Source organism: Methylobacillus flagellatus KT, from assembly GCF_000013705.1.
In the GTDB taxonomy this organism is placed as follows: Bacteria; Pseudomonadota; Gammaproteobacteria; order Burkholderiales; family Methylophilaceae; genus Methylobacillus; species Methylobacillus flagellatus.
This window is the reverse complement of sequence record NC_007947.1, coordinates 857,915-883,667: the sequence shown is the minus strand read 5'-3', so window position 1 is coordinate 883,667 and position 25,753 is coordinate 857,915. Positions and strand designations below refer to the sequence as shown.

At 51.9% G+C, this 25,753-nt stretch carries 38 protein-coding genes; 26 read left to right on the top strand and 12 right to left on the bottom strand.

The window, feature by feature from the left end; all coding sequences use genetic code 11:
• Window positions 1–28 precede the first annotated feature (28 nt).
• The 3 genes from MFLA_RS14385 to MFLA_RS04310 all read right to left on the bottom strand — a co-directional run bounded on the left by MFLA_RS14385 (window position 29) and on the right by MFLA_RS04310 (window position 2,496).
• On the bottom strand, window positions 29–250 hold the full coding sequence (locus MFLA_RS14385) for a hypothetical protein (protein ID WP_011479205.1): 222 nt from the start codon (window positions 248–250) through the stop codon (window positions 29–31).
• Between the two features lie 177 nt (window positions 251–427).
• Window positions 428–1,222 (bottom strand): secretin N-terminal domain-containing protein, encoded by a 795-nt coding sequence (locus tag MFLA_RS04315; RefSeq protein WP_011479204.1) that lies wholly within the window; start codon window positions 1,220–1,222, stop codon window positions 428–430.
• A gap of 113 nt (window positions 1,223–1,335) precedes the next feature.
• Entirely contained in the window at window positions 1,336–2,496 is a 1,161-nt protein-coding gene (locus MFLA_RS04310) for a cupin domain-containing protein (RefSeq protein WP_048811856.1), read from the bottom strand.
• A gap of 241 nt (window positions 2,497–2,737) precedes the next feature.
• On the opposite strand from MFLA_RS04310, the gene MFLA_RS04305 reads away from it, so the two are divergent.
• Window positions 2,738–3,199 carry a peroxiredoxin gene (locus MFLA_RS04305; protein ID WP_011479202.1) on the top strand — a complete coding sequence of 154 codons (462 nt, stop codon included), beginning with the start codon at window positions 2,738–2,740 and terminating at the stop codon, window positions 3,197–3,199.
• A 13-nt stretch (window positions 3,200–3,212) separates the two neighbouring features.
• Window positions 3,213–3,692 (top strand): FKBP-type peptidyl-prolyl cis-trans isomerase, encoded by a 480-nt coding sequence (locus MFLA_RS04300; protein ID WP_011479201.1) that lies wholly within the window; start codon window positions 3,213–3,215, stop codon window positions 3,690–3,692.
• A gap of 118 nt (window positions 3,693–3,810) precedes the next feature.
• Here the strand turns inward: MFLA_RS04300 and MFLA_RS04295 are convergent, their stop codons facing one another.
• From MFLA_RS04295 to MFLA_RS14380, 3 genes are all read right to left on the bottom strand, one after another.
• Window positions 3,811–4,059 (bottom strand): hypothetical protein, encoded by a 249-nt coding sequence (locus tag MFLA_RS04295; protein ID WP_011479200.1) that lies wholly within the window; start codon window positions 4,057–4,059, stop codon window positions 3,811–3,813.
• 100 nt (window positions 4,060–4,159) lie between these two features.
• Window positions 4,160–6,685 (bottom strand): DNA mismatch repair protein MutS, encoded by a 2,526-nt coding sequence (mutS, locus tag MFLA_RS04290; protein ID WP_048811855.1) that lies wholly within the window; start codon window positions 6,683–6,685, stop codon window positions 4,160–4,162.
• 201 nt (window positions 6,686–6,886) lie between these two features.
• Complete coding sequence (locus tag MFLA_RS14380) at window positions 6,887–8,122, bottom strand: TonB-dependent receptor family protein (RefSeq protein WP_011479198.1); 1,236 nt, start codon at window positions 8,120–8,122, stop codon at window positions 6,887–6,889.
• A 206-nt stretch (window positions 8,123–8,328) separates the two neighbouring features.
• Here MFLA_RS14380 and MFLA_RS04280 point away from each other — a divergent pair, with 206 nt between their 5' ends.
• From MFLA_RS04280 to MFLA_RS14365, 20 genes are all read left to right on the top strand, one after another.
• The gene (locus MFLA_RS04280; protein ID WP_052286270.1) at window positions 8,329–8,535 is read left to right on the top strand and encodes a hypothetical protein; all 207 of its coding nucleotides are present in this window, start codon (window positions 8,329–8,331) and stop codon (window positions 8,533–8,535) included.
• Window positions 8,525–8,809, top strand: a complete 285-nt coding sequence (locus tag MFLA_RS04275; protein WP_011479197.1) for a hypothetical protein — start codon at window positions 8,525–8,527, stop codon at window positions 8,807–8,809. The genes MFLA_RS04280 and MFLA_RS04275 overlap by 11 nt, the downstream gene beginning before the upstream one ends.
• Window positions 8,809–10,500, top strand: a complete 1,692-nt coding sequence (locus MFLA_RS04270; protein WP_011479196.1) for a replication endonuclease — start codon at window positions 8,809–8,811, stop codon at window positions 10,498–10,500. Before MFLA_RS04275 ends, MFLA_RS04270 begins: the two co-directional genes overlap by 1 nt.
• 56 nt (window positions 10,501–10,556) lie before the next feature.
• Window positions 10,557–10,721 carry a hypothetical protein gene (locus MFLA_RS14375; RefSeq protein ID WP_195742084.1) on the top strand — a complete coding sequence of 55 codons (165 nt, stop codon included), beginning with the start codon at window positions 10,557–10,559 and terminating at the stop codon, window positions 10,719–10,721.
• A complete protein-coding gene (locus MFLA_RS04265) occupies window positions 10,714–11,034 on the top strand; it encodes a hypothetical protein (protein WP_011479195.1) in 321 nt (106 codons plus the stop codon). The genes MFLA_RS14375 and MFLA_RS04265 overlap by 8 nt, the downstream gene beginning before the upstream one ends.
• A gap of 2 nt (window positions 11,035–11,036) precedes the next feature.
• Entirely contained in the window at window positions 11,037–11,525 is a 489-nt protein-coding gene (locus MFLA_RS04260) for a hypothetical protein (protein WP_011479194.1), read from the top strand.
• Window positions 11,522–12,148 carry a hypothetical protein gene (locus MFLA_RS04255; RefSeq protein WP_195742083.1) on the top strand — a complete coding sequence of 209 codons (627 nt, stop codon included), beginning with the start codon at window positions 11,522–11,524 and terminating at the stop codon, window positions 12,146–12,148. Before MFLA_RS04260 ends, MFLA_RS04255 begins: the two co-directional genes overlap by 4 nt.
• Window positions 12,149–12,292: 144 nt before the next feature.
• A complete protein-coding gene (locus MFLA_RS04250) occupies window positions 12,293–12,472 on the top strand; it encodes a hypothetical protein (RefSeq protein WP_048811559.1) in 180 nt (59 codons plus the stop codon).
• Between the two features lie 9 nt (window positions 12,473–12,481).
• Window positions 12,482–13,288 carry a major capsid protein P2 gene (locus MFLA_RS04245; RefSeq protein ID WP_011479192.1) on the top strand — a complete coding sequence of 269 codons (807 nt, stop codon included), beginning with the start codon at window positions 12,482–12,484 and terminating at the stop codon, window positions 13,286–13,288.
• 9 nt (window positions 13,289–13,297) lie between these two features.
• Window positions 13,298–13,576, top strand: a complete 279-nt coding sequence (locus tag MFLA_RS04240; protein WP_011479191.1) for a hypothetical protein — start codon at window positions 13,298–13,300, stop codon at window positions 13,574–13,576.
• Window positions 13,576–13,926, top strand: coding sequence for a hypothetical protein (locus MFLA_RS04235; protein ID WP_011479190.1), 351 nt, complete (start codon window positions 13,576–13,578; stop codon window positions 13,924–13,926). The genes MFLA_RS04240 and MFLA_RS04235 overlap by 1 nt, the downstream gene beginning before the upstream one ends.
• Entirely contained in the window at window positions 13,927–14,391 is a 465-nt protein-coding gene (locus MFLA_RS04230; protein WP_011479189.1) for a hypothetical protein, read from the top strand.
• A gap of 1 nt (window position 14,392) precedes the next feature.
• Complete coding sequence (locus MFLA_RS04225) at window positions 14,393–14,992, top strand: ubiquitin-like domain-containing protein (protein ID WP_011479188.1); 600 nt, start codon at window positions 14,393–14,395, stop codon at window positions 14,990–14,992.
• Between the two features lie 56 nt (window positions 14,993–15,048).
• Entirely contained in the window at window positions 15,049–15,351 is a 303-nt protein-coding gene (locus tag MFLA_RS04220) for a hypothetical protein (protein ID WP_195742082.1), read from the top strand.
• Between the two features lie 8 nt (window positions 15,352–15,359).
• A complete protein-coding gene (locus MFLA_RS04215; RefSeq protein ID WP_048811558.1) occupies window positions 15,360–15,581 on the top strand; it encodes a hypothetical protein in 222 nt (73 codons plus the stop codon).
• Window positions 15,574–16,209 carry a lysozyme gene (locus MFLA_RS04210; RefSeq protein ID WP_229407164.1) on the top strand — a complete coding sequence of 212 codons (636 nt, stop codon included), beginning with the start codon at window positions 15,574–15,576 and terminating at the stop codon, window positions 16,207–16,209. The genes MFLA_RS04215 and MFLA_RS04210 overlap by 8 nt, the downstream gene beginning before the upstream one ends.
• Window positions 16,210–16,218: 9 nt before the next feature.
• Window positions 16,219–16,398, top strand: a complete 180-nt coding sequence (locus tag MFLA_RS04205) for a hypothetical protein (RefSeq protein WP_048811557.1) — start codon at window positions 16,219–16,221, stop codon at window positions 16,396–16,398.
• Complete coding sequence (locus MFLA_RS04200) at window positions 16,391–16,783, top strand: hypothetical protein (RefSeq protein ID WP_011479185.1); 393 nt, start codon at window positions 16,391–16,393, stop codon at window positions 16,781–16,783. The genes MFLA_RS04205 and MFLA_RS04200 overlap by 8 nt, the downstream gene beginning before the upstream one ends.
• A 12-nt stretch (window positions 16,784–16,795) precedes the next feature.
• The gene (locus MFLA_RS14370) at window positions 16,796–16,933 is read left to right on the top strand and encodes a hypothetical protein (protein ID WP_195742081.1); all 138 of its coding nucleotides are present in this window, start codon (window positions 16,796–16,798) and stop codon (window positions 16,931–16,933) included.
• The gene (locus MFLA_RS14365) at window positions 16,933–17,097 is read left to right on the top strand and encodes a hypothetical protein (RefSeq protein ID WP_195742080.1); all 165 of its coding nucleotides are present in this window, start codon (window positions 16,933–16,935) and stop codon (window positions 17,095–17,097) included. Before MFLA_RS14370 ends, MFLA_RS14365 begins: the two co-directional genes overlap by 1 nt.
• Before the next feature lie 51 nt (window positions 17,098–17,148).
• Here MFLA_RS14365 and MFLA_RS04195 read toward each other — a convergent pair whose 3' ends face one another.
• Genes MFLA_RS04195 through MFLA_RS14360 form a run of 3 tightly spaced genes read right to left on the bottom strand, consistent with a single transcriptional unit; the run spans window position 17,149 to window position 19,226 of the window.
• Window positions 17,149–17,523 (bottom strand): hypothetical protein, encoded by a 375-nt coding sequence (locus tag MFLA_RS04195; protein ID WP_011479184.1) that lies wholly within the window; start codon window positions 17,521–17,523, stop codon window positions 17,149–17,151.
• Between the two features lie 14 nt (window positions 17,524–17,537).
• Window positions 17,538–17,723 (bottom strand): hypothetical protein, encoded by a 186-nt coding sequence (locus tag MFLA_RS04190; RefSeq protein ID WP_048811556.1) that lies wholly within the window; start codon window positions 17,721–17,723, stop codon window positions 17,538–17,540.
• 9 nt (window positions 17,724–17,732) lie between these two features.
• Window positions 17,733–19,226: a TonB-dependent receptor plug domain-containing protein gene (locus MFLA_RS14360; RefSeq protein ID WP_195742079.1), complete on the bottom strand. Its 1,494-nt coding sequence runs from the start codon at window positions 19,224–19,226 to the stop codon at window positions 17,733–17,735.
• A 325-nt stretch (window positions 19,227–19,551) separates the two neighbouring features.
• Between MFLA_RS14360 and MFLA_RS04180 the strand changes: the two genes are divergently transcribed.
• The 3 genes from MFLA_RS04180 (at window position 19,552) to MFLA_RS04170 (ending at window position 21,786) form a co-directional block, all read left to right on the top strand.
• Window positions 19,552–20,883 (top strand): histidine kinase, encoded by a 1,332-nt coding sequence (locus tag MFLA_RS04180; RefSeq protein WP_048811555.1) that lies wholly within the window; start codon window positions 19,552–19,554, stop codon window positions 20,881–20,883.
• Window positions 20,884–20,885: 2 nt separating this feature from the next.
• Window positions 20,886–21,524 (top strand): response regulator, encoded by a 639-nt coding sequence (locus MFLA_RS04175; RefSeq protein ID WP_011479181.1) that lies wholly within the window; start codon window positions 20,886–20,888, stop codon window positions 21,522–21,524.
• Between the two features lie 73 nt (window positions 21,525–21,597).
• Window positions 21,598–21,786: a hypothetical protein gene (locus MFLA_RS04170; RefSeq protein WP_048811554.1), complete on the top strand. Its 189-nt coding sequence runs from the start codon at window positions 21,598–21,600 to the stop codon at window positions 21,784–21,786.
• On the opposite strand, the gene MFLA_RS04165 is transcribed toward MFLA_RS04170, so the two are convergent.
• From MFLA_RS04165 to MFLA_RS04155, 3 genes are all read right to left on the bottom strand, one after another.
• The gene (locus MFLA_RS04165) at window positions 21,761–22,402 is read right to left on the bottom strand and encodes a response regulator (RefSeq protein ID WP_011479180.1); all 642 of its coding nucleotides are present in this window, start codon (window positions 22,400–22,402) and stop codon (window positions 21,761–21,763) included. The genes MFLA_RS04170 and MFLA_RS04165 overlap by 26 nt on opposite strands.
• Window positions 22,399–23,757: an ATP-binding protein gene (locus MFLA_RS04160; protein ID WP_048811553.1), complete on the bottom strand. Its 1,359-nt coding sequence runs from the start codon at window positions 23,755–23,757 to the stop codon at window positions 22,399–22,401. The genes MFLA_RS04165 and MFLA_RS04160 overlap by 4 nt, the downstream gene beginning before the upstream one ends.
• A 312-nt stretch (window positions 23,758–24,069) precedes the next feature.
• Window positions 24,070–24,876: an inositol monophosphatase family protein gene (locus MFLA_RS04155; RefSeq protein ID WP_011479178.1), complete on the bottom strand. Its 807-nt coding sequence runs from the start codon at window positions 24,874–24,876 to the stop codon at window positions 24,070–24,072.
• Window positions 24,877–24,994: 118 nt separating this feature from the next.
• On the opposite strand from MFLA_RS04155, the gene MFLA_RS04150 reads away from it, so the two are divergent.
• Window positions 24,995–25,750: an RNA methyltransferase gene (locus tag MFLA_RS04150; RefSeq protein ID WP_011479177.1), complete on the top strand. Its 756-nt coding sequence runs from the start codon at window positions 24,995–24,997 to the stop codon at window positions 25,748–25,750.
• Window positions 25,751–25,753: the final 3 nt, after the last annotated feature.

The window sequence follows — 25,753 nt, the reverse complement described above, 5'->3', positions numbered from 1 at the left end:
ATGGCTGGCATCAAAGCCAGCTTATCAATTACTTAGCTTCTTCAGCTGGTGCTTCTTCTGCAGGAGCCTCAGCAGGTGCTTCTTCAACAGCAGGAGCGGCTTCTTCAACAGCAGGAGCTTCAGCAGGTGCCTCTTCAACAGCAGGAGCGGCTTCTTCAACAGCAGGAGCTTCAGCAGGTGCCTCTTCTTTTTGACCACAAGCAGTCAAAGCAAGTGCGAGCAGAGCGGCAAGCAGAGCAGAACGTGTCATTTTTTATCCCTTAAAGATGTGTGTAGACAATAAATTTGAAAACCAGTTACGGTAAAACCAACCGAGTGTCAAAAATTCTACCATTTCCGATAAAAAATACCACTGTTTTTTGGCTGCCAGCCTTGTTTTACACAATACTCTGTCAATTATCGTGCAAAAACACAGAGGTCAAATTCTTCAATCAACCTTGATTTGCAAACGGGTGTTTTTTCCGGTCGCAGATTGGCTTTGCAAGAGAATGGCACGGCTGACTTCATCGTGATTCTGCATGATGCCACCGATGTCCAGCCACTCGCCCCGCGGAGCACGAACCGTGGTCGACAACTGCTCGAAATCGATGAAGCCCCTTGCATTGATGCGTGAGATGCGCGGCGTGATTTCCACCTCAACTTGATCACCGATATAACGTGGCCTGACGGCAAAACCAGTCGTAACGTCATGAAACTCGATAGTCTGCTGGATATTGGCATATTGCGAAGTCAATAATACCCATTGCTGGGTAAAAGGCACGGATTGCCCCACTTGGATAAAAGCACGCTCACCATCCATGACTGTCAAAAACTGCTCCCCGCTGCGACGGCTCGTGGCTTGGCTGTCATCGATGCCAAAACGCACACCTTCTTCGAACCATCCCCTCATTTCGGGGGCGCCATGTCGCAGTCTTCCATCAATGCCTATGGCGCTATTGTCCTGCATTGCATGATCTTCATGACGAACTGCAATCCGTACATTGCGCTGCGCGGTATCTAGTCTTTCAACCAAGGCCTCAACTTCACTCATCTTGTCGGCTGTAGCACGCACGACCAAGTGATGATCTATTGCGGTCACCGAGCCTTCCGGAAGGACGAGCTGCTCTACCGCTGGCAGAATATCTTGCGGAAAGCGGTGCTGCAGCGTAATCATCTTGAAATCCAGCGCTGACGCTTGGACAGGCAAACAGATCAGAGGCAAAGTGATCAACAAGGTACGCATGATTTCACTCCTGGCCAAGGCAAGCTCCCAATTGATTAAGGTGGCAAATGTGCTGCCACTCATGACAGGTAGACCACTCAACCTGGCGTATTGCTTTTGTGTAAGCTACGCGATCACTCCATGAAATGCAAATAACCGGCCAGATACCAGTCATGGAGCTGCTGCATCAATACTGTCTCTTGCAATATGGCGGAATCAAAACAAGCTCCCTCCAGCCGACGATCATCTGCCAAGGCCGTCAGCAGGTGCTGCTGCTTCTCCGTTGCCGTGAATTGCTCCCCATTCATGAAAAACCGATTGCCATGGAATAGCATCAGGCTCTTGGCAGCCAAGGCAATACCGCATCTTGGCAATTGTTGCACAAATCGCGGCAGGTCTAGCGGCGTATTCTCATCAAAGATAATGTGCGGCTTAGGCTCAGAAAGATACCGTCCCAGGAAACTGGATACATCCTCGGATTGCCAACGGATCTGATCCAGCATGGCGCCCACTTTGTTCAGCATTTGTGTACCAATTTCCGCCGGATGTCGCTGCAGTTGCAAATCCGGATCTGCATACATTCCAGGTATTTGCAGCCTGTCCTGCAGATCATTGAGGAACTCGCTGACTAGCTCCTGCACCGAAGGCGCCCGAAAGCCAATCGAATATGTCATGGCATTGCCCACTGCAATACCCCAGTGCGCAACGTGTGGCGGCAAATAAAGCATGTCTCCCGGCTCGAGGACCCATTCCTGCTCAGTATTGAAATTTTGCAGGATGCGCAGTGGTGCACCCTCGACCAAGGCAAGATCGTCCTGCTCACTGATCCGCCACAAGCGCTGGCCTTCCCCTTGCAGCAAAAATACATCATATGAGTCGAAATGTGGCCCCACCCCACCCTGGTCGGGCGCAAAGCTCACCATGAGGTCATCCAGCCTGGCGTACGGGATAAAAGCAAACTGCTGTAATAACTCTGCGGCTTCCGGCAAGTGGTGATTAACCCCCTGCACCAACAAGGTCCAGTCACGCTCAGGCAGTTTGGCAAAGCGCTTTTCGTCGAACGGCCCGTTTTCAACATGCCAGCGTCCGCGTTTTAATGAAACCAAGCGCGACTGTACATCTTCTTCGCAAGCCAGCCCTGCCAGCTCATCTGGGCTTAGCAATCCATTGAATCCTGGGATCGCCTGACGAATCAATAAAGGCTTTTTCTGCCAGTATTCAGCAAGAAATTGTGCTGCACTCAGCCCGCCGAGCAGAGCAAGCCGGCCATCTAGTGAATTTTGTTTATTTTTCATGCGTGCATGATAGCGCATTGCTTACGCTGCCAAGAAATTAGGTTAGAATCTTCCCCATCCTTTCTTGAAGTCAGTCCAATGTCATTTCATCGCATACGCATGGCCGCAACACATGCTCGTTCAAGATGTGATCCGCAGGCAATGCTCATCATGCTGACAATTCTCGCCTTGCCCCTACTTGGCAAAACACCGTAGTAGGATAAAAACATGAGCAATCTCTTTTCTAAAGTATATTCAAGCCATGTTGCAACCCAATTCACCAGCTCCTGACTTCTCCCTGCTAGATGCAGATATTGAGCCCATTACCCTTTCCGCGCTACGCGGTCACAATGTAGTACTTTACTTTTATCCCAAAGATAACACCCCCAGCTGCACGTTGCAGGCAATAGAGTTCAGCGACTTGGAAGACGAATTCAAGCGCCACGATACGATCGTGATCGGCATCAGCCGGGATGACTGCATCAGCCACGCCACCTTTCGAGACAAGCACGGCTTGGCAGTCTGCCTGCTATCCGACGAGGATGGAGAGGTATGTAGGCAATATGGTGTGTGGCAGGAAAAAGAGAAGGACGGGATCAGAAAAATGGGCATAGTCCGCTCCACATTTGTCATTGACCGGACTGGAGTGGTACGCTTGGCACAATATGGGGTAACGGCCAAAGGCCATGCCGCAGAAATACTCAAATTTATCAAATCACTTTAAAGAAGGATCTTTCATGCAGATCGCCATGAACACTGTTGTCACCATCACCTATGAATTACGCGATAGCGATGGAAATATTCTGGAGGCCAGCAAGGATCCCGTCAGCTACCTGCACGGCGGATATGACAATATTTTCCCGCGAGTAGAAGAGGAATTACATGGCAAGTCTGTGGGCGACTCTATCGAACTGACGCTGGAACCAGCTGATGCCTTCGGCGAATATGATGAGGAACTCGTGCAGATAGAACCTGTTTCCGCCTTCCCGACGGAAGAGTTGAAGGTCGGGATGCAATTTGAGGGCGAAGACGAAACTGGCGACATCGTACTGTATACCGTTACCAATATTGAAGATGGCAAGGTCATTGTCGACGGTAATCACCCCTGGGCCGGAGAGCGCGTATTGTTCAAGGCATCTGTGACCGCCGTGCGTCCAGCAGGCCAGGAAGAAATCGATCACGGGCATGTACATGGTGCAGGTGGTCACCATCATTAGGCCCATTGCGAGTTGATGAGCTCAACTCAGCCATCTTGTGATCAATGAAAAAGGCAGCCTAGGCTGCCTTTTTGTATTCAGTGCGGCTGCCAACTCAAGAGAGCCGCTCATGCATGCATTATGCGCAAGACACTCGGCGCACTGTCTTCTTGGCCCTGGCCTGCTTGCGTTTGGCCAATCGCGCATTGATGCGCGATTGCCGCACAGACAATGCCCAGCTATAACTGGTCCAGCCGAATGAAAGGGCAAGAGAAGCGCCCCCAGCGATCATTGCGCCCGGCTTCTCGCCGACAAACCAGCCTATCATGGCCACAAAGGACGCAAATACTACTGGAATCACTATTTTGATGAAATACTCGACAACCATATCTTCCTTTTGGGATTTTCTAAAGTAACAAAACGGGAGTCCCGGTAAGGACTATGTTGTGTATTCTGGCAGGCAGTTGTTTCAAAAATATGTCTGATTCTTATATTAATTTTTTCAATTTGTATAAAACATCCAGTGCCTGCCTGGGGGTGAGGCTGTCAGGATCGATGCTTTCCAACTCGGATACCACCGGATGTGTGGCGGGCTCTGGCTCGACATTGGCAGCAACAAACATATCGCCCTGCCCCGCCAATGATTGTTGCATGACCTGGCTTTGCTCAAGCTGCACCAGTTTGCGCTTGGCGGCATTCACCACAGTGCGTGGAATGCCTGCCAACTGGGCCACCTGCAAACCATAGCTCTGACTTGCTGGCCCTTCCTCCACATTATGCAGGAACACAATCCCATCACCGTGCTCAACCGCATCCAGATGCACATTGGCTGCATGCTTGAACTCTTCGCTGATTCTGGTTAGCTCGAAGTAATGGGTGGCAAACAAGGTATAGCTACGGTTCTTCTCCAGCAACTGTCGGGCCACTGCCCATGCCAGGGATAACCCGTCAAATGTCGAGGTACCGCGTCCAATCTCATCCAGCAGCACCAGGCTGCGCTCAGTGGCATTGTGCAGGATGTTCGCTGTCTCGGTCATTTCCACCATAAAAGTAGAGCGCCCCCCGGCCAAATCGTCTGATGCGCCGATGCGAGTGAAAATACGGTCTATAGGTCCTATCCTCGCCGATTTCGCCGGAACAAAGCATCCACAGTGTGCAAGCAGCACGATCAAAGCCGTCTGCCGCATATAGGTTGACTTACCGCCCATATTCGGACCAGTAATCAGCAAAAGCTGACGGTAAGGCGATAATGAAACACTATTGGCAATGAAAGGTTGGGCAAGCTGCTCCACCACGGGATGGCGACCATCCACGATATCCAATCCGGCTTCGCTGCTGAACTGAGGCGCAACATACTTCAGAACATCTGCGCGCTCGGCAAACGTTGCCAGCACATCCAGCTGCGCCACAGCCTCTGCATTGCGTTGCCAGGCAGCCAATGCGGGTTGCAAATTCCCTAACAATTCATCGAACAAGAACTTTTCACGCGCCAAGGCACGCTCATTGGCGGACAGTACTTTATCCTCGAAGGTTTTCAGCTCAGGGGTGATATAGCGCTCGACATTCTTCAACGTCTGGCGACGGCGGTATTCGGCCGGTACATTCTCAGATTGCGCACGGCTGATTTCGATGTAAAAGCCATGCACGCTGTTGTACTCTACCTTGAGGTTGCTGATACCACTGCGCTCGCGCTCCTGCGCTTCAAACTGAAGGAGAAACTCCCCGCAATTGCTCTGTATGGCGCGTAACTCATCCAGCTCGGCATCAAAACCATCGGCGATCACGCCGCCTTCGCGCAGCACAGCAGCCGGCTCATCCTTGATCGCAGCAATCAGCATATCAAGCGCTGCTTGTGGCACATCCAGTTGTTGTTGCAAGGAGTGCAACAGTGCGGAATCTTCAGGCCGCAACACTCGTTGCAGTGCGGGAAGCTGTTGCAGACTGTCGCGCAAACCGGACAAATCCCGGGGTCGCGCCGTTTTCAAAGCCACCCTTGCTGCCATGCGCTCGATGTCCCCGACATTGCGCAATAAGGGGCGCAATCCATCATATTGCGCCTGCAAAACCTTCACCGCCTGCAGGCGTGCCTGAATATCTGCTTGATGCTGCAAAGGATGATGCAGCCAAGAGCGCAGCAAACGCGCACCCATGGCAGTGACGGTGGTATTCAATAAAGAGTACAACGTGGGCGAAGATTCACCACGCAAGGTCTGGTCGATTTCCAGGTTGCGGCGTGTCGCAGCATCCAGCTGGATGAACTGGCTTCCCTGCTCAACCATCAGGGACTGGATATGTGGCAGGCTCGTACGCTGCGTATGCTTGACATAATCAAGCAAGGCGCCAGCCGCCATGATGGCGGCCAGCATATGAGCACAGCCGAAGCCATCCAGATCGTAGGTGCTGAACTGCTTGGTCAAGGTCTGGATGGATGAATCCAGGTCGAACTGCCAAGGCGCCAGACGCTTCTTTGGGCATTTCACCTGCTCCAGCGCCATATGGTAAAAATCATCGGGATAAAGAATTTCAGCCGGACTGATGCGCTCCAACTCCTGCGCCAATAGTCCGGGCGTTATTTCACTCAGAATGAACCGGCCTGAAGCAAGATTGATGCGTGCCAACCCTAATACACCTTCGCCATGTGCAATGGCAAGCAGCAGGTTGTCACGCGTATCGTCCAGCAAGGCCGCGTCGGTCAACGTCCCCGGGGTCAGAATACGTGTGACCTGGCGCTCCACGGGCCCCTTGCTCTTGGCAGGGTCGCCCACCTGCTCGCAGATGGCAACCGCCTCCCCCAGCTTGGCAAGCTTGGCTAAATACTGCTCCGCCGCATGATAAGGCACACCTGCCATGCGGATAGGCTCGCCGTTGGAACTGCCACGCTTGGTCAGCGTGATGCCGAGCAGGCGCGATGCTTTTTCCGCATCATCATGGAATAACTCGTAGAAATCCCCCATGCGATAAAACACCAGCATATCGGGATATTGCGCCTTGATACCAAGATACTGGCGCATCATCGGGGTATGTTGTTCCAAGGTATTGTCTAACTTAGTCAAATTGATTGCCCGTTCATGCTTGCCGGCCAGCGCCAGCACATCATCACAAACCTTGATTATAACGCCGCCACGATCATGCTCTCCATGCAAAAAAACGCCCCGATAACGGGGCGCAAGTACAACTACTCCAGCAAAAAGCCAGAGGAAGGATGCGGTTAAGGATTAGAAATCGTAACGGACACCGCCGAACACCTGGCGTTGACGACCAGCATGCATGCCATCGACACGGGTTGCCAGATACTCCTTGTCACCCAGGTTATGCCCGCTGACGAAGAAGGTTGCCTTGCTGCCTATTGGACGGTAGCTGAGAGAAGCGTTAACCAGTGTGTAAGATGGAATCTTGCCACTCTGTCCACTGAGTGGATCATACTCACTACGTCCCTCACGGAAGGGCACATCTTCATACTGTTCACTCACGTAATCCACACCTATACGTGCATTAAAACCAATCGGGTGCTCGTAACCAAAGCTCAGGGAAGCAATATGCTTGGGTGCATAGGCAAGACGATCACCACTGCGAATGTCATCATCAAGGCTAGTCTTCTTGAACTTAGCAGTAAAGAGATTCGTATATGCTCCACTGATATAGAAGTTATGAGAAGTATTGTAGATGGTACCAAAGTCAATACGTCCGCCCACCTCGATACCAGAATGCTGAGACTCCCCTCCATTTCTGAATGAGCCAAAACCATCGCTGATTACGATTTCATCAAATTGAGTATGAAAAAGGGTGGTTTCATAGCTAATCCCTTTTAAATAATTAGACCGAATACCTAACTCCCAATTGGTACTCTCCTCAGGTTTTGTTTTAGCAACAACTGCAGTATTAGCGCCACCAGCAGATATATCACGATCAGGCCGTGGAGGTGCAAACCCTCGGTGAACACCTGCAAATACAGTCGTGTTTTCGATACCACTCCATGCCACACCAAAACCTGGTAACACCTTAGTCTGATTGTTAGTAAGGTCAGACTCAGGATTATTTTGTGGCTGACCTTCGGCACGTTTCACATTTGTAGAAATTCTAATATCTTCTACACGAATGCCTGGTGTTAATGACCAATTACCGAGATAAAAGGTATTTTGTGCATAGTAAGACTTAGCTTCAACATCAATATCTACTTGTTCTCTGTGTCCAGTTCCCCCATTTACTCCATAAAAACTTTCTGCATAACTTAAACTTTGAAATCGAGGATCCGCTCCTCTAAATTGATTTCGATCTTGGGTCTCCCTATGGTAGCGCAAGCCAAGGACTGCATCACTTTCTACTCCAAATAAGTTGTGACTAATATCTAACCTTGGCTCAATTCCCCAATACTCGAACTCTCGAGGACGCCAGCGACCGCCACATTGAGCAGAATTTGCTTCTGTCGCTACAACACCTGGGCATCGATCCATTTCTGATCGTCCTCCCAAGCCTCCTGGCTCATTAATTTGTCGGAAAGAGGCCCGATCAGATTTTACATAATATACACTGAATCAGTGACTTAGCTAACTAATCTCTTAATTTACAACAATCTAACCTTTTACCCGGTGTGCAATCTGCACACTGTCTATAACGTTTCAATTTCTCGCTGGTTGACAACCAACTGCGAGGGCTTGAAATGGTCTATGAATTTCCACTATCCGCAATGCAGCGCAAACGTATTGAGGCATGCCGCCTGCAATACGTAGCCTTTACCGGCGCTGAAATCTCCTTCTCTGAATACCTTGCCGACATTCTGAACGGCGCAATTCGCAACGAGGAACAGTGCTGCAAGGCAGCTAAAAAGCTGGCACCTGTGCGCATGGTGATGGCCGATGTTCATTAAGGCCGGGACGCTGGTAAACGTCTGCGAAGGTTCCAAGGCTGGCCGGTTCGGCAGGGTGCGGGACGTCAGAATATGCGATCAAACGCATGTTGTTCTGGTCTTTGTCGAGCTGTGGGACGTGCGGGACGGTTCGGGGCAGTTGCATCTGTTTGAGCCTACACAATTGAAGGGCAGGCGGTATAACGAGGCGGAATTAATCGCGTTTTCCGAACTGTTGAATGATCCTCTTTTTTGGGGCATTGAGCCGCCAAAAGGTGCGAGGGTTGCGGCCTGATGCTGGCAATTGAAGTAACCGGCGAGTGGTTGGATCACAAGCATATCCGCGCCCATTTCGCCAAATATCCCAAGCGGTTCAAGCCTGCGATCAATAGGCGGTATGTAGAGCTTTACCAGCGAGAGGGCAGGGCGGCGGCAAACCTTGCCTTGCTTGACATCACGGAAGCCATCGGCGGAAACAAAGCGCTGCTGGCTGCAAGCGATGATGAGATATGCGCTTATGCCAAGGCGCGGGCGGATGAGTGCTTTAGGCTGGCCGGGTACTGGAAAGATGCCGATTTAGCGCTCAGGGCCATGATTGGGCTTGCAGAAAAGTACGGCATCAAGCCGCAATTCAAGGGTGTCGAGAAGTCCGGCCAGCGGGCGCGGTTGTGCTGCGAATTGTGGTGGCGGCGGCAGTTGCGCAAGGTGGTGGGGCGTCAGGTCGAAGCTGCGGCAATCAACCTTGGCATGGTCAGCAAACGGGCCGGTATCTATTCCAGCGATGAAACCGTAGCGCGGCGCAAGGGCCAGCGGCGGCGCAATGCGGCCTTGCTGGAAACAATCCTCGCCGTCAATGATGAGGGCCAGGAATACACACTTGCCCAGCTTTCCGCGCTGGGCGTCTCCAATCCTGAAATTAGGCGCATGGAATTGATGGCGCGCATGGCCGGGTTTGATTCCTACTCACGCACTCACGGTCATGCAGCAGAGTTCTACACCATCACGGCCCCTAGCCGTTTTCACGCCGTCCGGTCTGATGGCAAACCAAATCCCAAATACAAGGCGGAAACACCACGCGAGGCGCAAGCGCACCTGTGCAAGGGCTGGGCATTGTCACGCGCCGCGCTGGCAAAAGAGGGTATTAAGGTCTACGGGTTCCGCGTGGTCGAACCGCACCATGATGGAACGCCGCACTGGCATATGGTGCTGTTTATGCAGCCTGCGCACGTCGAGCGAGTGCGCGAGGTGTTGCGTCATTATGCCCTGCGTGAGGATGGCGACGAATTCGGCGCGTCTGAACACCGTTTCAAGTTTGAGCCTATTGATCGCAAAAAGGGGTCTGCGGTGGGCTATCTGGCTAAGTACATATCAAAAAATATCAATGGAAAAGGGCTTGAGGATGCTGATGACTTTGAGGGTGGTTCTGTTACTGGCAATGCTGTCCGGGTTGACGCTTGGGCTGCTTGCTGGGGAATTCGGCAGTTCCAGCAAATCGGCGGTGCAGGGGTGGGCGTATGGCGTGAGCTTCGTCGCCTTGGCGATGCTGGCGACGATCAGATGGGCGGAATTCTGCCTGATCTTGTGGCGGCGGCTGATGCGGGCGATTGGGCAGGCTATACGGCGCTGATGGGTGGGGCATTTGCAAAGCGCAGGTTTCACGCCGTGAAGGTGCGCCGGGTCTGGTTTGATGAGGCCATGACGCGCTATGACGGGGCGGGGATGGAGAGGGTTGAAGGATTGGAAACGCGCTGGGGCGATTACGTCAAAACTCGCTTGCGCGAGTGGGTTTTAAAGAGGGCCGTTAGGCCCGCTTGGAGTTCTGTAAATAACTGTAACCGGGGGAATGGCGATGGTAGAGAAAATGGCGCGTTTGCAGCGCCAAATGCGGGTGGTCGAAGTGCTTTCAGAGAAAGCGAAGCACGCGCCGATGTTTCAAAAGGTGCCAGCAGTAGAGGAATTGGGGGCGGCTGTCATGGTGCTGCATGATTTTCAGGTGCAGTTGCTGGCTGAGATTGTCACAAAGTTGGAAATGAGAGGGAAAAATGACGCTTGAAGAGATAGTGCGCGGCCAATTGGTGCGCGTGGTGAGTAGGCCGGAAATAGTCGGCCAGGTGCGCCAGGTCAGCGGCAAAGGCAACGTGGGCATCATGGTCAACGGCTCAATTCGCTGGGTGAACCCCGATGATCTTGAGGTGCTGCATGTCTGAAAAATCCATTCTAGGGCATATCAATTGCCCATATTGCGGCACGGCCAATGGCATGCGTATCACGTCCGACAAAAACGGTGCGCCGTTCGGCTTCTGTGAAGCGTCATGTGACGGCCAATTGCGGGTAGGCGGAAAAGCCCGACGCGTGGATGCGTTCCTGAAACAGTATCCGCACATTGCCCAGGCCATGCAGCCGAAACAGGAAAAACCGCCTGTTACCGTAACAGCAACGCCGGTGCCGGAAAACAAGCCCGCGCCGATACCTGAAACGAAGCCAGCGCAGAAAAAAGCCGGTTTCTCATTGGAGTTCTAGTCATGGAAAAAACACCTGAACAAATCGCATCGGAAACCCAGCTTGAAATGCTGGCGGATGAGCCTGTACAAGAAACAGCGGAGCCGGGGCAGGAAGCCGGGCCGGTGCCACAAATCAGCGCCGAACAAAGCCTTGCCGGGTTGCTGCAAATCGGACATTTGGCCTTGCTGGCTGGCGGCATGCGCAATACCGCCGCCGTCTGGAATCAAGATTCATGCAACGCCTTTGCCGGTGCCGCCGTGCCTGTGCTGCGCAAATACCCATGGGGCGGCAGGGTGCTGGCCTTTCTGGAATCCGGCGCCGGTGTCGAGGAAATGGCGCTGTTCGCCGTGGCAATGCCGCTCACCATGGCAACAGTCAACGCCGTGCAGCAGGATTTGAAAAAGCCGGAACCGGAAAAAGAGCCAGAAAAGCCAGCAGAGCCAGCGCCGCAATACGAGCCAGTCCCGGCGGATGAATGCGCGGCAGACGTGGATAGGTACGCGTCATGACGTTGGCGACAAGGGACGGACGGCTATGCATCATGTCCGGGGCCAGCCGGTCGGGTAAAACGGCCATGACGGTGCGCCTCGTGCGCCAGGGCAAATTCAAGGCCGTGTTCGTGTGGGACATTGAGGACCAGTGGAGCAAGTTGCAGGGCTATAAGCGCATTACTGCATTTGCCGATCTGTTGGAAGTGGTCAAGAAAGGCAAGCCGGGCAAATATGCCTACGTCAGCCAGGGCGACATGAAGGCAGACTTCGATAGATTCTGCCGGGCTGTGTTTCATTACGGCTCGTACTTCGGCGAGTGTGCCGCTGTGCTGGAAGAACTGGCAGACGTGACAACCATGAGCAAGGCACCCGAGGGCTGGGGCATCCTGGTGCGGCGCGGCCTGAAGCGGGGTATCAGTCTGTTCCCCATATCCCAGCGCTGGGCAGAGGCAGATAAGACTGCCATAGGCAACGCCACAGATTTCTACGTGTTCCGCGCTGCTACCGGGTCGGATGTCGATTACATGGCAAAGAAAACCGGCCTGCCTAGGGAGCGCATTGCTCACTTGCAGCCGCTGGAATACCTGCATAAGGACGCATTGACGGGCCAGGTAACAGGGTCAAAACTCACTTTTCGATGAAAAAAGTGTAAAAGTTTGTAAAGAAAAGGGCCAAAAATGGCCCTTTTTCCTGTAACCGTAACCGTTACCGCCTATATACGCGGCGCGGCTTTCGTCGCAATCTTCGCCCTGTCATAACTTATTTCTAACTAACAGGGGTTTTAAATGGATTCCACAACCACAACAGCAAATAGCAAGTGGGTTACTATCGCCATCGGTGCGGGCATCGCTTTTGCTGTTTACAAGTTCGCGCCGGGTAATCATGTAAAGGGCGCTGCGCTTGGCGTTCTGGGCATGATCGTTGCCCGTCAAATTCCATACGTCAACACCGCATTGGCTGCATAAGGGGGCATCATGGCTAAAAAGCATATCAAACTGCCCTCTATCAGCCGTGTTGTTGCTGGTAGCACTGCCGTGCTTGAGATTCCAATCAAGCCCACATATCACAACATCCTGTTTTCTGTGACAGGTACAGGATTGGACGTAACCGACATCGGCAAAATTCGCGTTCTCGCCAATGGCAAGGAAGTACAAACTTTTGCCAGCCTGCAACGCCTGTTTGATCTGAATGCCTACTATGGCCGCAGCCCTGATACCGTGAATCAGTTCATGATTCATTTCACGGATAACGCCTACGATCAGCTTGCCTACAAGCGAGCGCCAGCGTTCGGTACTGATGATCTGCAAACCTTCACTGTGGAATTGGAACTCGCAGCCGGTGCGCCTGCGGACATCACCATGAAGGCACAAGCGTTCATTGATACCGTGCCGCAAAAGCTGGGCGTATATACCCAAATCCGCGATTACGGCATTTCAAGCGCTGTATCTGGCGTAGTCGAAAACGACAAATTGCCGAAGTCTGGTGACGTGTACAAGGCTATCCATATCTTCAAGTCTGATATTAGCAATGTGGAATTGCTGGTTGATGGCGTCCAGGTGATCGATGCTACCAAGCCGATTCTTGAGCGTGCTCAGAAAAACGTCTATCCGGTGCCACGCGTACCGCAAACAGGCAAGGCAACACATATTGACTTCCTGCTTGAAGGCGATGCGGGCGACCTGCTGAATACGCGCGGCGTGTCCGATCTGCGACTCAAAATGACATTTGATACTGCCGGTTTGGCAAATATCGTCGCTGAGACACTGGCCGTTTGGGCTTAAGGGGGCATCATGGCGCTACAGCTATGGGACGATTTAAAAGCGTTCAGCATTAAGGATGCGCTGGATATTGCCGCCTTCTGGAACCAGCAAGAAATCGCCAAAGGCGTGGCAAAAACCACGCAGCAGCAGGCCGAATGGCAGAACCAAGCCTCGTTGCTCACACTGCAAGCGCAAATGCAGGCACAAGCCCTGCAAGCAAACACCAGCGCCAGCAATAACCGCCTGTTATGGGTGGCCGTGATTGCCGGTGCTGGCCTTGTGGGCTTCATGCTGCTGCGTGGTAAGTAATGGCGGGAATTGCTGGCCTTGTGGCTCCGGGTTCGTGGGGGTCGGTCGGGGGCGGTTATGCCAGCGGGGCGGCAGGCGCAACAGGTGCAGCCGGAGCGGGTGCGCTCGCCTCTGGCAATCCCTGGCTTGCCGGGCTGGCTTTATTAGGTGGGGGTGGCGGTTTGTTCGGTTCTGATACGGAAACCAATTCCAGCGCGGCATATTCGGGGCTGGGCGCGTTTGCACCGACAAACACCAGTGCACCAGTCTATAACAAGCCGCTGATTGATCTCGAAAACCCGATTCATATCGCCGTGCTGGCGGCGATCGGGCTGGGGTTTGTATATGCAAAAAAGAGAGGGTGGCTGTAAATGGCAATGCCTGAATCGGTGAGTTTAACGGGTTACAAGGGGTCAGCCAGTGCCACATTTAACGAAAATATCCAGGCGCCTCTAACCCTTCAAGATATTGATACGCCTCTGGCTGTGAACAATGTCGCGGGTAGCAAGGGCGTCAATATCGGGGATGGAACCTTCTTTGGCGGAAATTTTTCGGCGGGGGCAAATTCTGTAATCAGCTTTCTGGACGGTGGCGCGATTGATCTTGCTGGTAAATCCGTCGATACCGTGGCCGGGTTGACGGTCAAGTTTCTGGATGCGGTACAGCAGGCCAATATTCAGGCACTCGGCTTTGCAGAAAAGGCAGGCAATCAGGCCATGCAATACGTCTCTGATTCCACCAATCCCGAGCTGACGCAAGAAAAGCTGACAAACAAAACACTGTGGGTAGTGGCCGGGCTGGCCGCGCTCTATTTCTACTTCAATCGGAAGCGCTGAAATGAGTCTCAAACTTTATACGTTTAAAGTCCAGGCGGGCGGGGAAGAAATACCGGCTTTGACTGGCGACTATATCCGCATTGAAAAAGCCCTTGTCCCGGTGCGCGTCCGCACGGAAAACGGCGATGACTTCACCTTAGATGAAGGGGAAGAGGCCAATATCGGCGAATTCAAGCGACTGATATTGGGGCATGGTGGGGTAGGGGAAGAGGAAATACGCCTGTTTGTCGGCACCGGCGGGGCGCGTGTCGGCTCTGCCAAAGTATCCGGGGGAGTCTCGGTGCCGGGTGGGGTGAATGTCAACAATCTGCGTAGTGCGGTGCAAGTTGGCAATAGTAACCTTGTGCGCCGGACGATTACAACATCAGCCGGGGAGCTGGCCGCGGTCAATCCGAACCGGGCATTTATATCTATAAAAAATCAGGATGAGGTCGGCACTATTTGGGTTTCCTCTGGCTCGGTATCCGTGGGCAATGGTTGGGAATTGGGGCCGGGTGAAAGCATCGAATTTATAGGCGGTGCCGTGTTCACTGGCGTCTTGATCGCCATAGGTAATGCTGCCAGCAATCCGAATGTCATGGTGTGGGAGGGTAGCTACTGATGAGGCCAATTCGATACGGCGCATGCTGGTTGGCTGGCATAGTTGCTGGGGTAAATGTGGCTCAAGAAGTCATCTCACCTGCCGCAAATGCAAGGGGCTGCATCATTCATGCAGCTGCATCCATGGTGCGGGGGCCGGCGGTTCTTTCGTCATTGATTGTAAAGACTAGTGCGCCGGCAAATATTTTTGATGGTCAGGCGCTGGCAATTACATCTGGATATTCTGCTTTCACAAACAGCGATGCCGATATTTTGAAGCTGGATAGGGAATTTTTTGTGCCAGCTGGTTTGGGGGTGTATTTCATCAGTAACAAAAATCGGGATGGTGGAATGATGCAGGTTATTTACTCGCTTTTATGAGGAAAAAAATGAAAACTTTTACTTTCGATGAATACGGCAATTTAACAGTGAGTGAAGTTGTTACCGTAGTTGTGGAGGGTGGCGGCGAATCGCAAGAAGTAGAGCAAGAAACATCGCGCAGCATCAGCGCCGCGCAATTGGCCGTCCATCTGCCAATGCTCGTTGTCGATATGTCGCCAGATGACTTACTCCAGGCGCAAACCATCATCAAGGGGCTGGCCGGTGCTTAAAAACATCATTACCGGCCTTGCCTTGGGGTTCGGCGGTTATATGATCTGGCGCTATCTCAACAATAGCGACACTGTAACAACGCCGGACGGCGAGGGTACGGGCTGGCTTGATGGAATTACGGGGGATTTTCTTCAAATGAGCAATACAGTAATGCCAGCATCTGGAATGCGCATAAGCCTTAACGGGCTGGCAAAAATCAAACAAGAAGAGGGCTTAAAGCTTGTCAGATATGACGATGCAACAGGCCAGCCGCTTGCCAGGGGGCAAAAGGCGAAAGGTTATCCAACAATCGGGTACGGCCATAAGCTCGGGACGTTTGAGGATTTATGGACGATCACGGAAGCGGAAGCAACGCGCTTGCTGGTATCTGATCTGGTTGATGCAGAATCCGCCGTCAATCGCTTGGTAAAGGTGCCGCTGACGCAAAATCAATATGACGCCCTGGTGTCATTCGTGTTCAACGTAGGTTCAGGCGCTTTCAGCCGCTCAACACTGCTCAAGCTGCTGAATGCCGGGGACTATCAGGGGGCCGCGAATCAATTCCCGGCGTGGCGCATGTCTGGCGGCGTTGTCATGGCCGGTTTGGTCAAGCGCCGTGCCAATGAGCGGGCGCTGTTTCTTGCATAAGGTGAACGTATGAAAACAATTCAGATTCTGGCCGTGGTTGGCCTTGGCGTTGGTGCATTCCTGCTGCTGACGCGCTACCAGAAAAAGACGGAACAGGCTTTGTTCTGGCCCACGCAATACGCGCCGTCATGGTCGGACAATATAACGGGCAACAATGCGACAAATAACAACGGGGTCATCAATGTATAAGGCGCTGAAAGCACTGGATGCAATCCCGCCTTGGTTCTGGATGTTGGGCGCGGCGGGGGTCGCTCTGTACATCATAAAAAAAGGCAGTGTGGCGGCAGCGGCACAAGATGCGGTTGCGGGTGCAATTAGCGGTGTTGGTAGTCTCGCTGGGAGCGTTGGGGGCGGGGTGGTGGTGGGTGTTGGCGACCTGCTGGGGGTGCCTCGCACCAATGAGAGCAAATGCGAAATGGCAAAGCGTCTAGGTAATTCTTGGGACGCTTCAAGATATTGCGATGCGGGCGATTTTATCGCATGGCAATTTAATGACTTGTTCACCAGTGGGCAGGTTGATTTTATAGGCGGTGGCGGCTCATTCGGTGGGCATGGTGCTACCGGTTCTTGGTAACTCGGGGGGAATATGCGTGAGAAATTGAAAGCGCTCTTTGATGCGCGTAGTACATGGGCCGCAATCGGCGTTGCTGCTGGTGCGATCTTTGGTGAGCAGGCAGCAAATACCGTGAATGCGGTAGGCGCTGTGGTAATGGCTATTCTGTAATGGATTGGCTGATGCCAGGGCTGGCGGCGCTCTGCTCATTCGTGGGCAGTTATGCCGCCATCGGAGTGCATATCAAATACCTGCGCAGGGATGTTGATACAGCACATCGTCGTATAGATTCACTGGAAAGGGTTGTTAGATATGGCTACCAGAAAAAAGCGTAAGGCAACAAAAAAGCCTGCACGTTCGAAGCGTACAGGCCGTTTTATCAAGCGTTAAAACGTAAGGGTGACGGTCTTTTCATTGTCGATGAAAACCATGCAATCTATATTGGCGATGCCTTTTGCAACGGGTTTGCTATGGCAAGATGCCTCGGTGCTTTTATCTTCAAAAGTGCCGCCTGTTGCTTGGCCGTTACCTTGTCTATCTAGCGGAACTTCTATATAAAGGCTTCCATTGATATAAATTCCAGCTGTTAGCTTGGGCGTGTCAAGTTCATGTTTCTTTTGGGAAAAAATAGCGCCATTAATTGTGATGGCGTTATCTTGGCCTTTTAGTCTGTAGTTCTGTGTGGGTGCCTTGTAAGTCTGAGTTGACGCGCAGCCAGCCAGGGTCAGGGCGGTGATAAGCGATAGGGTGATTGTTTTCATTTTTTTTACCTTTCTTATTCTTTGAATGCTTTGATGCCAATAGGCACAAGAACGGGTTCTCCGTGGCCTTGAATGCTGATGTCGCGCTCTGCGTTGATGTTGGCAATAAACCAAGCATCCTCGGCCGTTTCAGCCTCAATAATGACAGGGAATGTCTTTCCGCTGTCTTTCTCAAGGTGTTCAATTTCGTATTTATTCATTCTTTCCCCTTAAGCTATCGCGTGTTGGTAATTGTCGCCATAAACCAAGCGCAGCCTATTATAAATATCTTGCCGCTCGGCGCTAGTCCTGTTGTATAGGCACATCTGCTTCCATACAAAAACGGCCTTGAGGTCTGCGGGTCGCATTTCCCGTCCATCTGGCGTGATGAGAGCATCGCGCCTGAAGCGGAAATCATCCCATTGCCTGTGCAAATTGCACATCGTATGGCCGAAGGCATGAAGCCGTAGCAATTCCAGTGTTGCCGGTGGAATCTTGATTTGGCCTTTGCGCCAGCGTCCCCAGGTCGTACGGTTAACTCTGGCAATCTGCATCGCTTCATTTTCCTGCATGGTGGTGTAATGCCATCCGACTTCCAACAGCCAATCAATGGCCTCGGGCGTATTCTCATTGCTCAATGAAAAATTATTGAAATGTTTGAATGACATATTGACGGCTCCTTTTTTATTGTTTATTGTTCGGCCCATGTAGCGAGGGCTTGGAACGTAGGCTAGCCGGGTGTTGCAGATTAGAATTGTTGAAAAAGAGCCGGTATAACCGGTTTTTAGCTGGGCTTCTGATTTAACATAATAAAACTGTGTACTAAGTTTTGCCTTATCAGAAACTTGAAAAATATGCTTTAATTGCATTGACTTACGTTCATGATTGAAATAATCCTGCTTTCCAGTTGGGGCCTGATATTTATCCTCATTATATTCAACAAGACCCAAACCAGTTTCTGAAATACTCGAGTTTTCCTCATACCAGCCCAGCTTAGTAATCAGCGTATTCCGCTCGTCTAAATTCAACTGTCCCTTCAAGGTCAACTCATTGACTTCAAAGTCATGGTTGTCGCGAATGCCATCGCCTTTGCGATTGACCGCATCCAGCATGATGCCACCCCAGTCACCACCTGTACCGATATTGACATGGCCGCCGCTGAAATTATTGTTACCAATAATCGCCATCACGCTCGCCTGAAACTCTTTTGGTACAGGCTTGGTCACGAAGTTGATCATGCCACCAACGGTTTGCGGACCATACAGTGTCTGCCCGGAACCTTTCACAACTTCAATCCGGTTCACTCGATCAAGAGGCGTAGTATAGTGAGCAGAAGGATCTCCATAAGGCGCCAAGAACAAGGGAACCCCGTCCTCCATCAGCAAGGTACGGGATGTGCGACGGGGATTCAAGCCGCGAATGCCGATATTAGGCGCCAGCACAAAGGCATCCTCACCCACAATATTGATGCCAGGCGTTTGGTTCAATGCTTCGCGTACGCTGAATGGTTGACGGGCCTTCAATTCCTTTTCGTCGACTACATTGAAAGAGCCAGGCACTGCTTCCAGACGGTCTGGCAGGATACTGGTCACTTTGACCTTATCTGCAACAATGCTCTCCTCATTGGCATTGGAAGCAGCATTTTTTTGATTTGCCTGCTCAGCCGCGAATGCCGGCATGGTCAAGATCAAGACTGCCATCCCCATCATTGGTTTTTTAATCACTTTTGAATTCCCTCTTAGTTTCATTGAACACTGGAACAGCACGGCTTTCCAGCACCTCTCCATAAATATCACCGATTTTATTTAATTGTAAAAATTTGTAACCAGAGATAGCTGAGAGTTTCCAAGGATTGGTTCAATTCAAGAAGAGGAATTAATCACAAATTACATTGGGAAAAAATCCCGAATATGTTTTGAAATATTTCAATACCAATGAAAATTAATTGCCCACGACACCAGGAAAAACTCCCAACCCCGCATGCCGTCAGCGATTTCAGGAAAAAATCACTTCCAAGGAATGAAGGTTCTCTATCAGAATTGCGCAACAATGAGTACCACGCCCAACCCCACTCTCACATTCTGGACGCGCATTTCCCAGCCCACCCGCGATATCATCATTTCCCTGCTTGTCATCGCAAGCGTGTTTCTGCTATCGGCAAAGTTGGATCTGTCAGAAAAGTTCATCGCGTGGGCGCTGGCCCACGAATCACTCCAGCTGGACGAGTTTCCACTGGTCCTTTTCACAGCGGCTTTTGTTGCGGTGTGGTTCTCACGCCGCCGCATGCGCGAAATGATCGCAGAGGTTAACCGTCGCAGTGTCGCAGAACAGGCATCGCAAGAAAGTCAGCGCTTGTTCAAAACACTTTTTGAACAAGGCTTGTCCGGCAATTTCATTGCTGATCTCAATGGTAATATCTTGCTGTGTAATCCGGCATTTAATGCCATGTCCGGCAACAGCGCATCTACCCTCAACCTGAAGAAGGCAATGGGGCGGCGCTGGGGGGATATTTGTCTCCAGTTGCAAACTTCAGACAAAGTCGACATCCCGGAGCTTACGCTTACCCGTCCGGACAATGCGCCTTGGGTCGTAACGGCTAGACTGACACGTGCCTTGGATAACCCACACTCTTCACAACAGAATATCTACGGTTTTTTTGCCGATATTACGGAGCAGCATTTGGCAGAACGTGAACTGGCTGTTCTGCTCAAGGAAAACCAAGCACTCGCCCGTCATGCCATGCAAGTGCAAGAGGAAGAGCGCCGCAATATCGCGCGTGAGATCCACGATGAAATGGGGCAGTACCTGACTGCAATTCGTCTGGAATTGGCGAGCCTACCCAAGGAGGGCCATTCTTTCATCGGGGAGTTTTCCGCACGTATCAATTCACATGTCGAACATATTCAGCAAGCAGTACGCGGCTTGATTCACCGCCTTCGTCCTACGGCATTGGACGCTCATGGTCTTGCAGAAGCGATTGAGCAACTGGTCAATGAATGGAAAAGACAACATCCGGCAATCGAGTGTCAACTGATGCTGGATAAACATTATCCGAGCCTGCCGGAAAAAACCAGTATCGTGGCATATCGTATCGTGCAGGAGTCGCTCACCAATATCGCGCGCCATGCGTATGCCAATCGTGTCGCGATCAGGCTAATCCGCACCCATGGAATACTTTCAGACATATTGACGGTAGAGGTGCAAGATGATGGTGTAGGCTTCAATCCACATCTGCCCCGGGCGGGTTTCGGTTTATCCGGCATGCGAGAGCGTGTTGAGGCAGAGGGCGGCACATTTAACATCCGCAGCGAACGAAAAGGGGTTGTTATTTCAGCAACGCTTCCCTTCAATGCCACACCGAAGGTCATTCAGGAAAATTAAGTATGGTTCAACGAATACTACTGGCAGACGACCACGCAGTAGTGCGCAGTGGATTGCGCATCTTGCTTGAGAACGCAGGTTACCAAGTAATAGCAGAAGCAGAGAGCGGCGAGCGCGCCTGTACGCTTTGGCAAGAGCATCACCCCGACTTGGGAATTCTCGACCTGGACATGCCGGGAATTGGCGGATTGGAAACCTTGCACCGCATCATTGCACGAGATAGGAATGCCCGCCTGATTATTTTCAGTATGCATAACGACAATATCTATGCGGCGCGCTCCATGCAGGCCGGCGCGAGGGGATATGTCGTCAAGACCGATGCGCCAGAAATATTGCTTGAAGCAGTGAAACAAGTATTGCGTGGTGGACGCTATATTGGACATGAACTGGCACAGCACCTCGCCATGGACCGCTTCTCTCCTAGCGAAAATCCATTGGAAAAACTATCCCCCAGGGAATTCGAGGTGTTTCGCCGTATCGCTGAAGGTATTTCTTTAAGCGGTATCGCTGAGGAGTTGCATATTGGCTACAAGACTGCTGCCAATATCCAGACCCAGGTACGGCAAAAGCTCAATGTGCAGACAACAGGACAACTGGTGCATATTGCAATACGCTTTGGCATTACCCAGCAGCGGGATTAAACAGCAAAAAAAAACCAGGTGTCATCCTGGTTTTGGTAAATCCTTAGTGGTATGGAGTTGAACAACAGGCTTGATGGAAAATTATCTTGCTAAGAAATCCAAGCTGCTGAATGACAGCGTAATCCCAAACCAAGCAATCACCTATCGCATTCATTCCTCAAAATTACAGGGAATTATTCCCGAAAATGAAATATTCGCCCATATCAACGGGAACATTGGCCGCAAGGGTTTGCCTGTCACCCCTCAATTACGCCATGCTTGATCGCCAGCCGCACCAGCTCAATGGGGCTGGTGATACCTAATTTCTGCTTCAGCAGTGTCTGGTAATTTGCCACGGTTTTCTGACTGATCTTCAATATAGTGGAAATCTCCTCTACTCCCTTGCCCGCGGCCAACAAGCGGAATACTTCAAACTCACGCGCTGATAACAGACGCGTAGGGTCGTCGCTGCCAGAGAGGGTCTGCAAGGCAATCTGCTGGGCAATACCCGGGCTTAAATAACCTTTTCCCTGCGCCACTTCACGCACTGCCTGGACGAGATCATCCGCCGCACCAGATTTGGCCACATACGCCCTGGCCCCCGCGCCCAATGCCTGCGATGCAAACGCAGCATTCTCATGCATGGAAAAAATAATGACACGAGCCTGAGGATAGCGCGCAATGATGCGGCGCAAAGCCTCTAGCCCGCCCATACCTGGCATGGACATGTCCATGACGATGACGTCAGGCATATGCTCGCCATAAAACTGATATGCCTGCTCCCCACTGTCTGCTTCGGCAATAACTTCAACACCGTCATTCTGCTCAAGCAATCGCCGCAGGCCTGAGCGGACCACCTCATGATCATCCACCAACATGATGCGAATATTGACACTCATTGCTTTTCCCCTGCTGACGCTTGTAATGGCAACTCAACATTGACCCGTGTCCCCGCCGCCAACGCGCTGTCTAATGAGAAGCGTCCTCCCAAGCCTTCTACGCGCTCACGCATGCCGGCAAGCCCAAAACCAGATGGCAGCTGGGCAGTATTGAATCCACGCCCGTTGTCTTCAACAGTAATGTTGAGCATCGTCTTCTCAATAGTAATCCGTATATCGACCCGGCTTGCATTGGAATGCCGGGTCACATTCGTCAGGCACTCCTGCACTATGCGATACACCGCAATGGCAGTCGTCTCATCCCGGATGTCATCGAGCCGCCCGGGAATATCGACATGCACGTCAACTTGCTGATTGCGTTGTTTCCAAGTGCTCACCAGATCTTTCAACGCAGTACTTAAGCCGAACGCATCCAACCCTGAAGGTCGCAACCTCTGCAGCATGTCATGCACGATATCCATCATCTGCCGCGCCACGGCGCTGATCGCTTTCGCACTTTCCTTAGCATTCTCGATACTCTTGGCATTGAGGATGGCAGAAGCATCCACGTGCACCGCGGTCAAGTATTGACCGATTTCATCATGCAGATCCCGCGCCAGGTTCTTGCGCTCGTCTTCCTGCAGTCGAATCAACTGCTGCGTGAGCTTATGATTGTTTTGTATGCTGGTTTCAAGCGTTTCGGCCATGGCATTGAACTTCCGGCTAATGCCGGCCAGTTCTGGCAATTCAAAATCAGGCAGCCGCGCTTTCAGATTGCCTCGCTCCAGCTCATTCAATGCGGTCATGACGCTATCAACCGGCCGCATAGCACGGCCAACCGCCCAGTACACCAATGCATTGACGGCCACGAAGAAGATGGCCACTAGCAATAGCAACCCCATGACATCGCCAAGGACTTCCTGGATTTCATAACTGGGGTCTGGTGTAACAACCAGCTCTCCAATCATGCGGCCGCTGACAAAAATCTTGCGGCGGATTTCAGGCAGGGCTGGAGAAATGAACCCCATCGCGCTCACCAGCCAAGATGTGGGTTCCTGTTTATGACTTTCGATATTGCTGTCACGCAGGCGGCCATTAGCGTCAAAGAACTCAATGCGCAGATGGCGAACGTTGCCCAGGTTATGCAATCGGAATATGGAATTGGGATTTTGCCCATCCGCTTCATTCAGCCAAGCGAAATCAGAAGTGTAATGCAGTATTTCAGCATCCAGCAGATGCATGGCCAGGGTAGCAGTAGATTGCACTTCCGCACGGACATCGTCCCGGGCATTGTGGATCATCATCACAGCAGCAAGCAACAACACCAATGCCAACAATAGGGTAATGATCAGATTGAGACGTAATTTTAGGTTCATCGGTGAACTTGATAAAGCAGCCTGCTGCGTGTGATTGCGCAATTTAAATCAGTTCTCCGAAAACAGAAACGGGAAAAAGTCCCGATACTTATTCCTTCACCACGAAAATTGAATGAATATTTCCCCCTACCCGAGTGACACATTCCTACAGCCAGCTTCCTGACGGATGTCTAGAATGGACCTCAGAAGTTAAGAGTTCACTCCATGTTCTTTGCAACTTCTCCATAGTGTAATGCCAGCGTGAAAGCTCACGCTGGCTTTTTTTCGTGTTGGCATGATGGATATCGAAAGGCGACATCCGCCGCCCCAGGACTATTTTTTCTTGGTTTTCAGTTCTTCCGTCAAATGGGGAGCCAACACCTGCAACATCTGAGCGAATACTTTAGGATTGGCTGCGACGATATTGCCGCTTTCAAGGTAACCCTCGTTGCCTTCGAAATCGCCGACCAAGCCGCCAGCTTCATGCACAAGCAAAGCGCCGGCTGCGATATCCCAAGTAGACAGACCAATTTCCCAGAAGCCGTCAAACCAGCCGGCTGCGACATAAGCCAAATCAAGCGCGGCAGAGCCGGGGCGACGCAAGCCAGCGGTCTTCTTGACCATGTCCTTGAACATGCCAATATAAGTCTCGAAATGCGTGAAATCCCGGAACGGGAAGCCGGTACCGATCAGGGAATCCTGCAACTTGGGACGGTTGGTGACGCGGATGCGCTTATTGTTCAGGAAAGCGCCACCGCCGCGAATGGCAGTAAACAGATCGTTCCGACTAGGGTCATAGATGACCGCACGCGTGATCTGCCCTTTCTGCCTCAGGGCGATCGACACGGAATATTGCTGAAAACCGTGCAGAAAGTTGGTGGTACCATCCAATGGATCTATGATCCAGACATTATCCGCATCCTCATCCTGCTTGCCACTCTCCTCCCCAAAAAAACCATGGTCAGGATAGGCATTTCTCAATATATCAATAATGGCAGCCTCGGCGGCCTGGTCGACTTCACTGACGAAATCATTGTAATCCTTGCTGCGCACCGTCAGGGCGCCGATATCCAAAGAGCCACGGTTAATGATATCGCCTGCACGGCGGGCGGCCTTGACCGCATTATTCAACAAATGCATAGATTCTTTCCGTTACGGTATCCCGGCACGCCGGGCTGATTTTAAAGAACAGGGACAAATTGCGCTTGTTAGGGCACACACCCTAAACTGGTAAAATAGCATTTTAAGCCTTATTGCCATGACATCCAAACTCAACCTGCTGCAACAAATCCGTATCGTCCTTTGCCAGACAAGCCACCCGGGCAACATAGGAGCCGCCGCACGCGCCATGAAGACCATGGGATTGTCACAGCTCGTGCTGGTAAAGCCGAAATCGTTCCCTCATGCCGAGGCGACCGCCATGGCATCGGGCGCTACGGACATCCTCGATAACACCCAGGTATGCGCCACTTTGGCAGAAGCATTACACGGTACGACACTTGCCATCGGCATGAGCGCACGCAGGCGTGAACTTTCACATGAGCTGGTTTCCGCGCGTACTGGTGTGCAACGTGCAATCGAAGCAGCCCACGACGCCCCTGTCGCCATCGTATTCGGCACGGAGATGAGCGGGCTTTCCAATGCAGAGCTCGATCACTGCCAATTGCTGGCCATGATCCCAGCCAACCCTGAATACTCTTCGCTCAACCTCGCTGCTGCTGTGCAGGTGATCAGCTATGAGCTGCGTATGGCAGTGTTGGATCATCCCGGTCCTACGCGCACTGAGTCCGCCCCATTGGCAACCAGCGAAGAAATCGAGCGCTTATATGCGCATCTGGAACAAGTGTTGATTGAGATTGGCTTCCTGAATCCTGCGCAGCCTAAACGCCTGATGCAGCGCCTGCGCCGCATGTACGGACGCGCTAGGCTGGAAAAGGAAGAAGTCAATATCCTGCGGGGCATACTCAGCGCGACACAGACGCCTCGCCCGCCGCGCCCTTCCCCTGAAGCATGACGC

Coding starts and splice junctions, on each gene's coding strand:
- MFLA_RS14385 (WP_011479205.1), bottom strand. CDS start 250: ATGACACGTTCTGCTCTGCTTGCCGCTCTGCTCGCACTTGCTTTGACT.
- MFLA_RS04315 (WP_011479204.1), bottom strand. CDS start 1,222: ATGCGTACCTTGTTGATCACTTTGCCTCTGATCTGTTTGCCTGTCCAA.
- MFLA_RS04310 (WP_048811856.1), bottom strand. CDS start 2,496: ATGAAAAATAAACAAAATTCACTAGATGGCCGGCTTGCTCTGCTCGGC.
- MFLA_RS04305 (WP_011479202.1), top strand. CDS start 2,738: ATGTTGCAACCCAATTCACCAGCTCCTGACTTCTCCCTGCTAGATGCA.
- MFLA_RS04300 (WP_011479201.1), top strand. CDS start 3,213: ATGCAGATCGCCATGAACACTGTTGTCACCATCACCTATGAATTACGC.
- MFLA_RS04295 (WP_011479200.1), bottom strand. CDS start 4,059: ATGGTTGTCGAGTATTTCATCAAAATAGTGATTCCAGTAGTATTTGCG.
- mutS (WP_048811855.1), bottom strand. CDS start 6,685: ATGATGCGCCAGTATCTTGGTATCAAGGCGCAATATCCCGATATGCTG.
- MFLA_RS14380 (WP_011479198.1), bottom strand. CDS start 8,122: ATGGATCGATGCCCAGGTGTTGTAGCGACAGAAGCAAATTCTGCTCAA.
- MFLA_RS04280 (WP_052286270.1), top strand. CDS start 8,329: ATGGTCTATGAATTTCCACTATCCGCAATGCAGCGCAAACGTATTGAG.
- MFLA_RS04275 (WP_011479197.1), top strand. CDS start 8,525: ATGTTCATTAAGGCCGGGACGCTGGTAAACGTCTGCGAAGGTTCCAAG.
- MFLA_RS04270 (WP_011479196.1), top strand. CDS start 8,809: ATGCTGGCAATTGAAGTAACCGGCGAGTGGTTGGATCACAAGCATATC.
- MFLA_RS14375 (WP_195742084.1), top strand. CDS start 10,557: ATGACGCTTGAAGAGATAGTGCGCGGCCAATTGGTGCGCGTGGTGAGT.
- MFLA_RS04265 (WP_011479195.1), top strand. CDS start 10,714: ATGTCTGAAAAATCCATTCTAGGGCATATCAATTGCCCATATTGCGGC.
- MFLA_RS04260 (WP_011479194.1), top strand. CDS start 11,037: ATGGAAAAAACACCTGAACAAATCGCATCGGAAACCCAGCTTGAAATG.
- MFLA_RS04255 (WP_195742083.1), top strand. CDS start 11,522: ATGACGTTGGCGACAAGGGACGGACGGCTATGCATCATGTCCGGGGCC.
- MFLA_RS04250 (WP_048811559.1), top strand. CDS start 12,293: ATGGATTCCACAACCACAACAGCAAATAGCAAGTGGGTTACTATCGCC.
- MFLA_RS04245 (WP_011479192.1), top strand. CDS start 12,482: ATGGCTAAAAAGCATATCAAACTGCCCTCTATCAGCCGTGTTGTTGCT.
- MFLA_RS04240 (WP_011479191.1), top strand. CDS start 13,298: ATGGCGCTACAGCTATGGGACGATTTAAAAGCGTTCAGCATTAAGGAT.
- MFLA_RS04235 (WP_011479190.1), top strand. CDS start 13,576: ATGGCGGGAATTGCTGGCCTTGTGGCTCCGGGTTCGTGGGGGTCGGTC.
- MFLA_RS04230 (WP_011479189.1), top strand. CDS start 13,927: ATGGCAATGCCTGAATCGGTGAGTTTAACGGGTTACAAGGGGTCAGCC.
- MFLA_RS04225 (WP_011479188.1), top strand. CDS start 14,393: ATGAGTCTCAAACTTTATACGTTTAAAGTCCAGGCGGGCGGGGAAGAA.
- MFLA_RS04215 (WP_048811558.1), top strand. CDS start 15,360: ATGAAAACTTTTACTTTCGATGAATACGGCAATTTAACAGTGAGTGAA.
- MFLA_RS04205 (WP_048811557.1), top strand. CDS start 16,219: ATGAAAACAATTCAGATTCTGGCCGTGGTTGGCCTTGGCGTTGGTGCA.
- MFLA_RS04200 (WP_011479185.1), top strand. CDS start 16,391: ATGTATAAGGCGCTGAAAGCACTGGATGCAATCCCGCCTTGGTTCTGG.
- MFLA_RS14370 (WP_195742081.1), top strand. CDS start 16,796: ATGCGTGAGAAATTGAAAGCGCTCTTTGATGCGCGTAGTACATGGGCC.
- MFLA_RS14365 (WP_195742080.1), top strand. CDS start 16,933: ATGGATTGGCTGATGCCAGGGCTGGCGGCGCTCTGCTCATTCGTGGGC.
- MFLA_RS04195 (WP_011479184.1), bottom strand. CDS start 17,523: ATGAAAACAATCACCCTATCGCTTATCACCGCCCTGACCCTGGCTGGC.
- MFLA_RS04190 (WP_048811556.1), bottom strand. CDS start 17,723: ATGAATAAATACGAAATTGAACACCTTGAGAAAGACAGCGGAAAGACA.
- MFLA_RS04180 (WP_048811555.1), top strand. CDS start 19,552: ATGAGTACCACGCCCAACCCCACTCTCACATTCTGGACGCGCATTTCC.
- MFLA_RS04175 (WP_011479181.1), top strand. CDS start 20,886: ATGGTTCAACGAATACTACTGGCAGACGACCACGCAGTAGTGCGCAGT.
- MFLA_RS04170 (WP_048811554.1), top strand. CDS start 21,598: ATGGAAAATTATCTTGCTAAGAAATCCAAGCTGCTGAATGACAGCGTA.
- MFLA_RS04165 (WP_011479180.1), bottom strand. CDS start 22,402: ATGAGTGTCAATATTCGCATCATGTTGGTGGATGATCATGAGGTGGTC.
- MFLA_RS04160 (WP_048811553.1), bottom strand. CDS start 23,757: ATGAACCTAAAATTACGTCTCAATCTGATCATTACCCTATTGTTGGCA.
- MFLA_RS04155 (WP_011479178.1), bottom strand. CDS start 24,876: ATGCATTTGTTGAATAATGCGGTCAAGGCCGCCCGCCGTGCAGGCGAT.
- MFLA_RS04150 (WP_011479177.1), top strand. CDS start 24,995: ATGACATCCAAACTCAACCTGCTGCAACAAATCCGTATCGTCCTTTGC.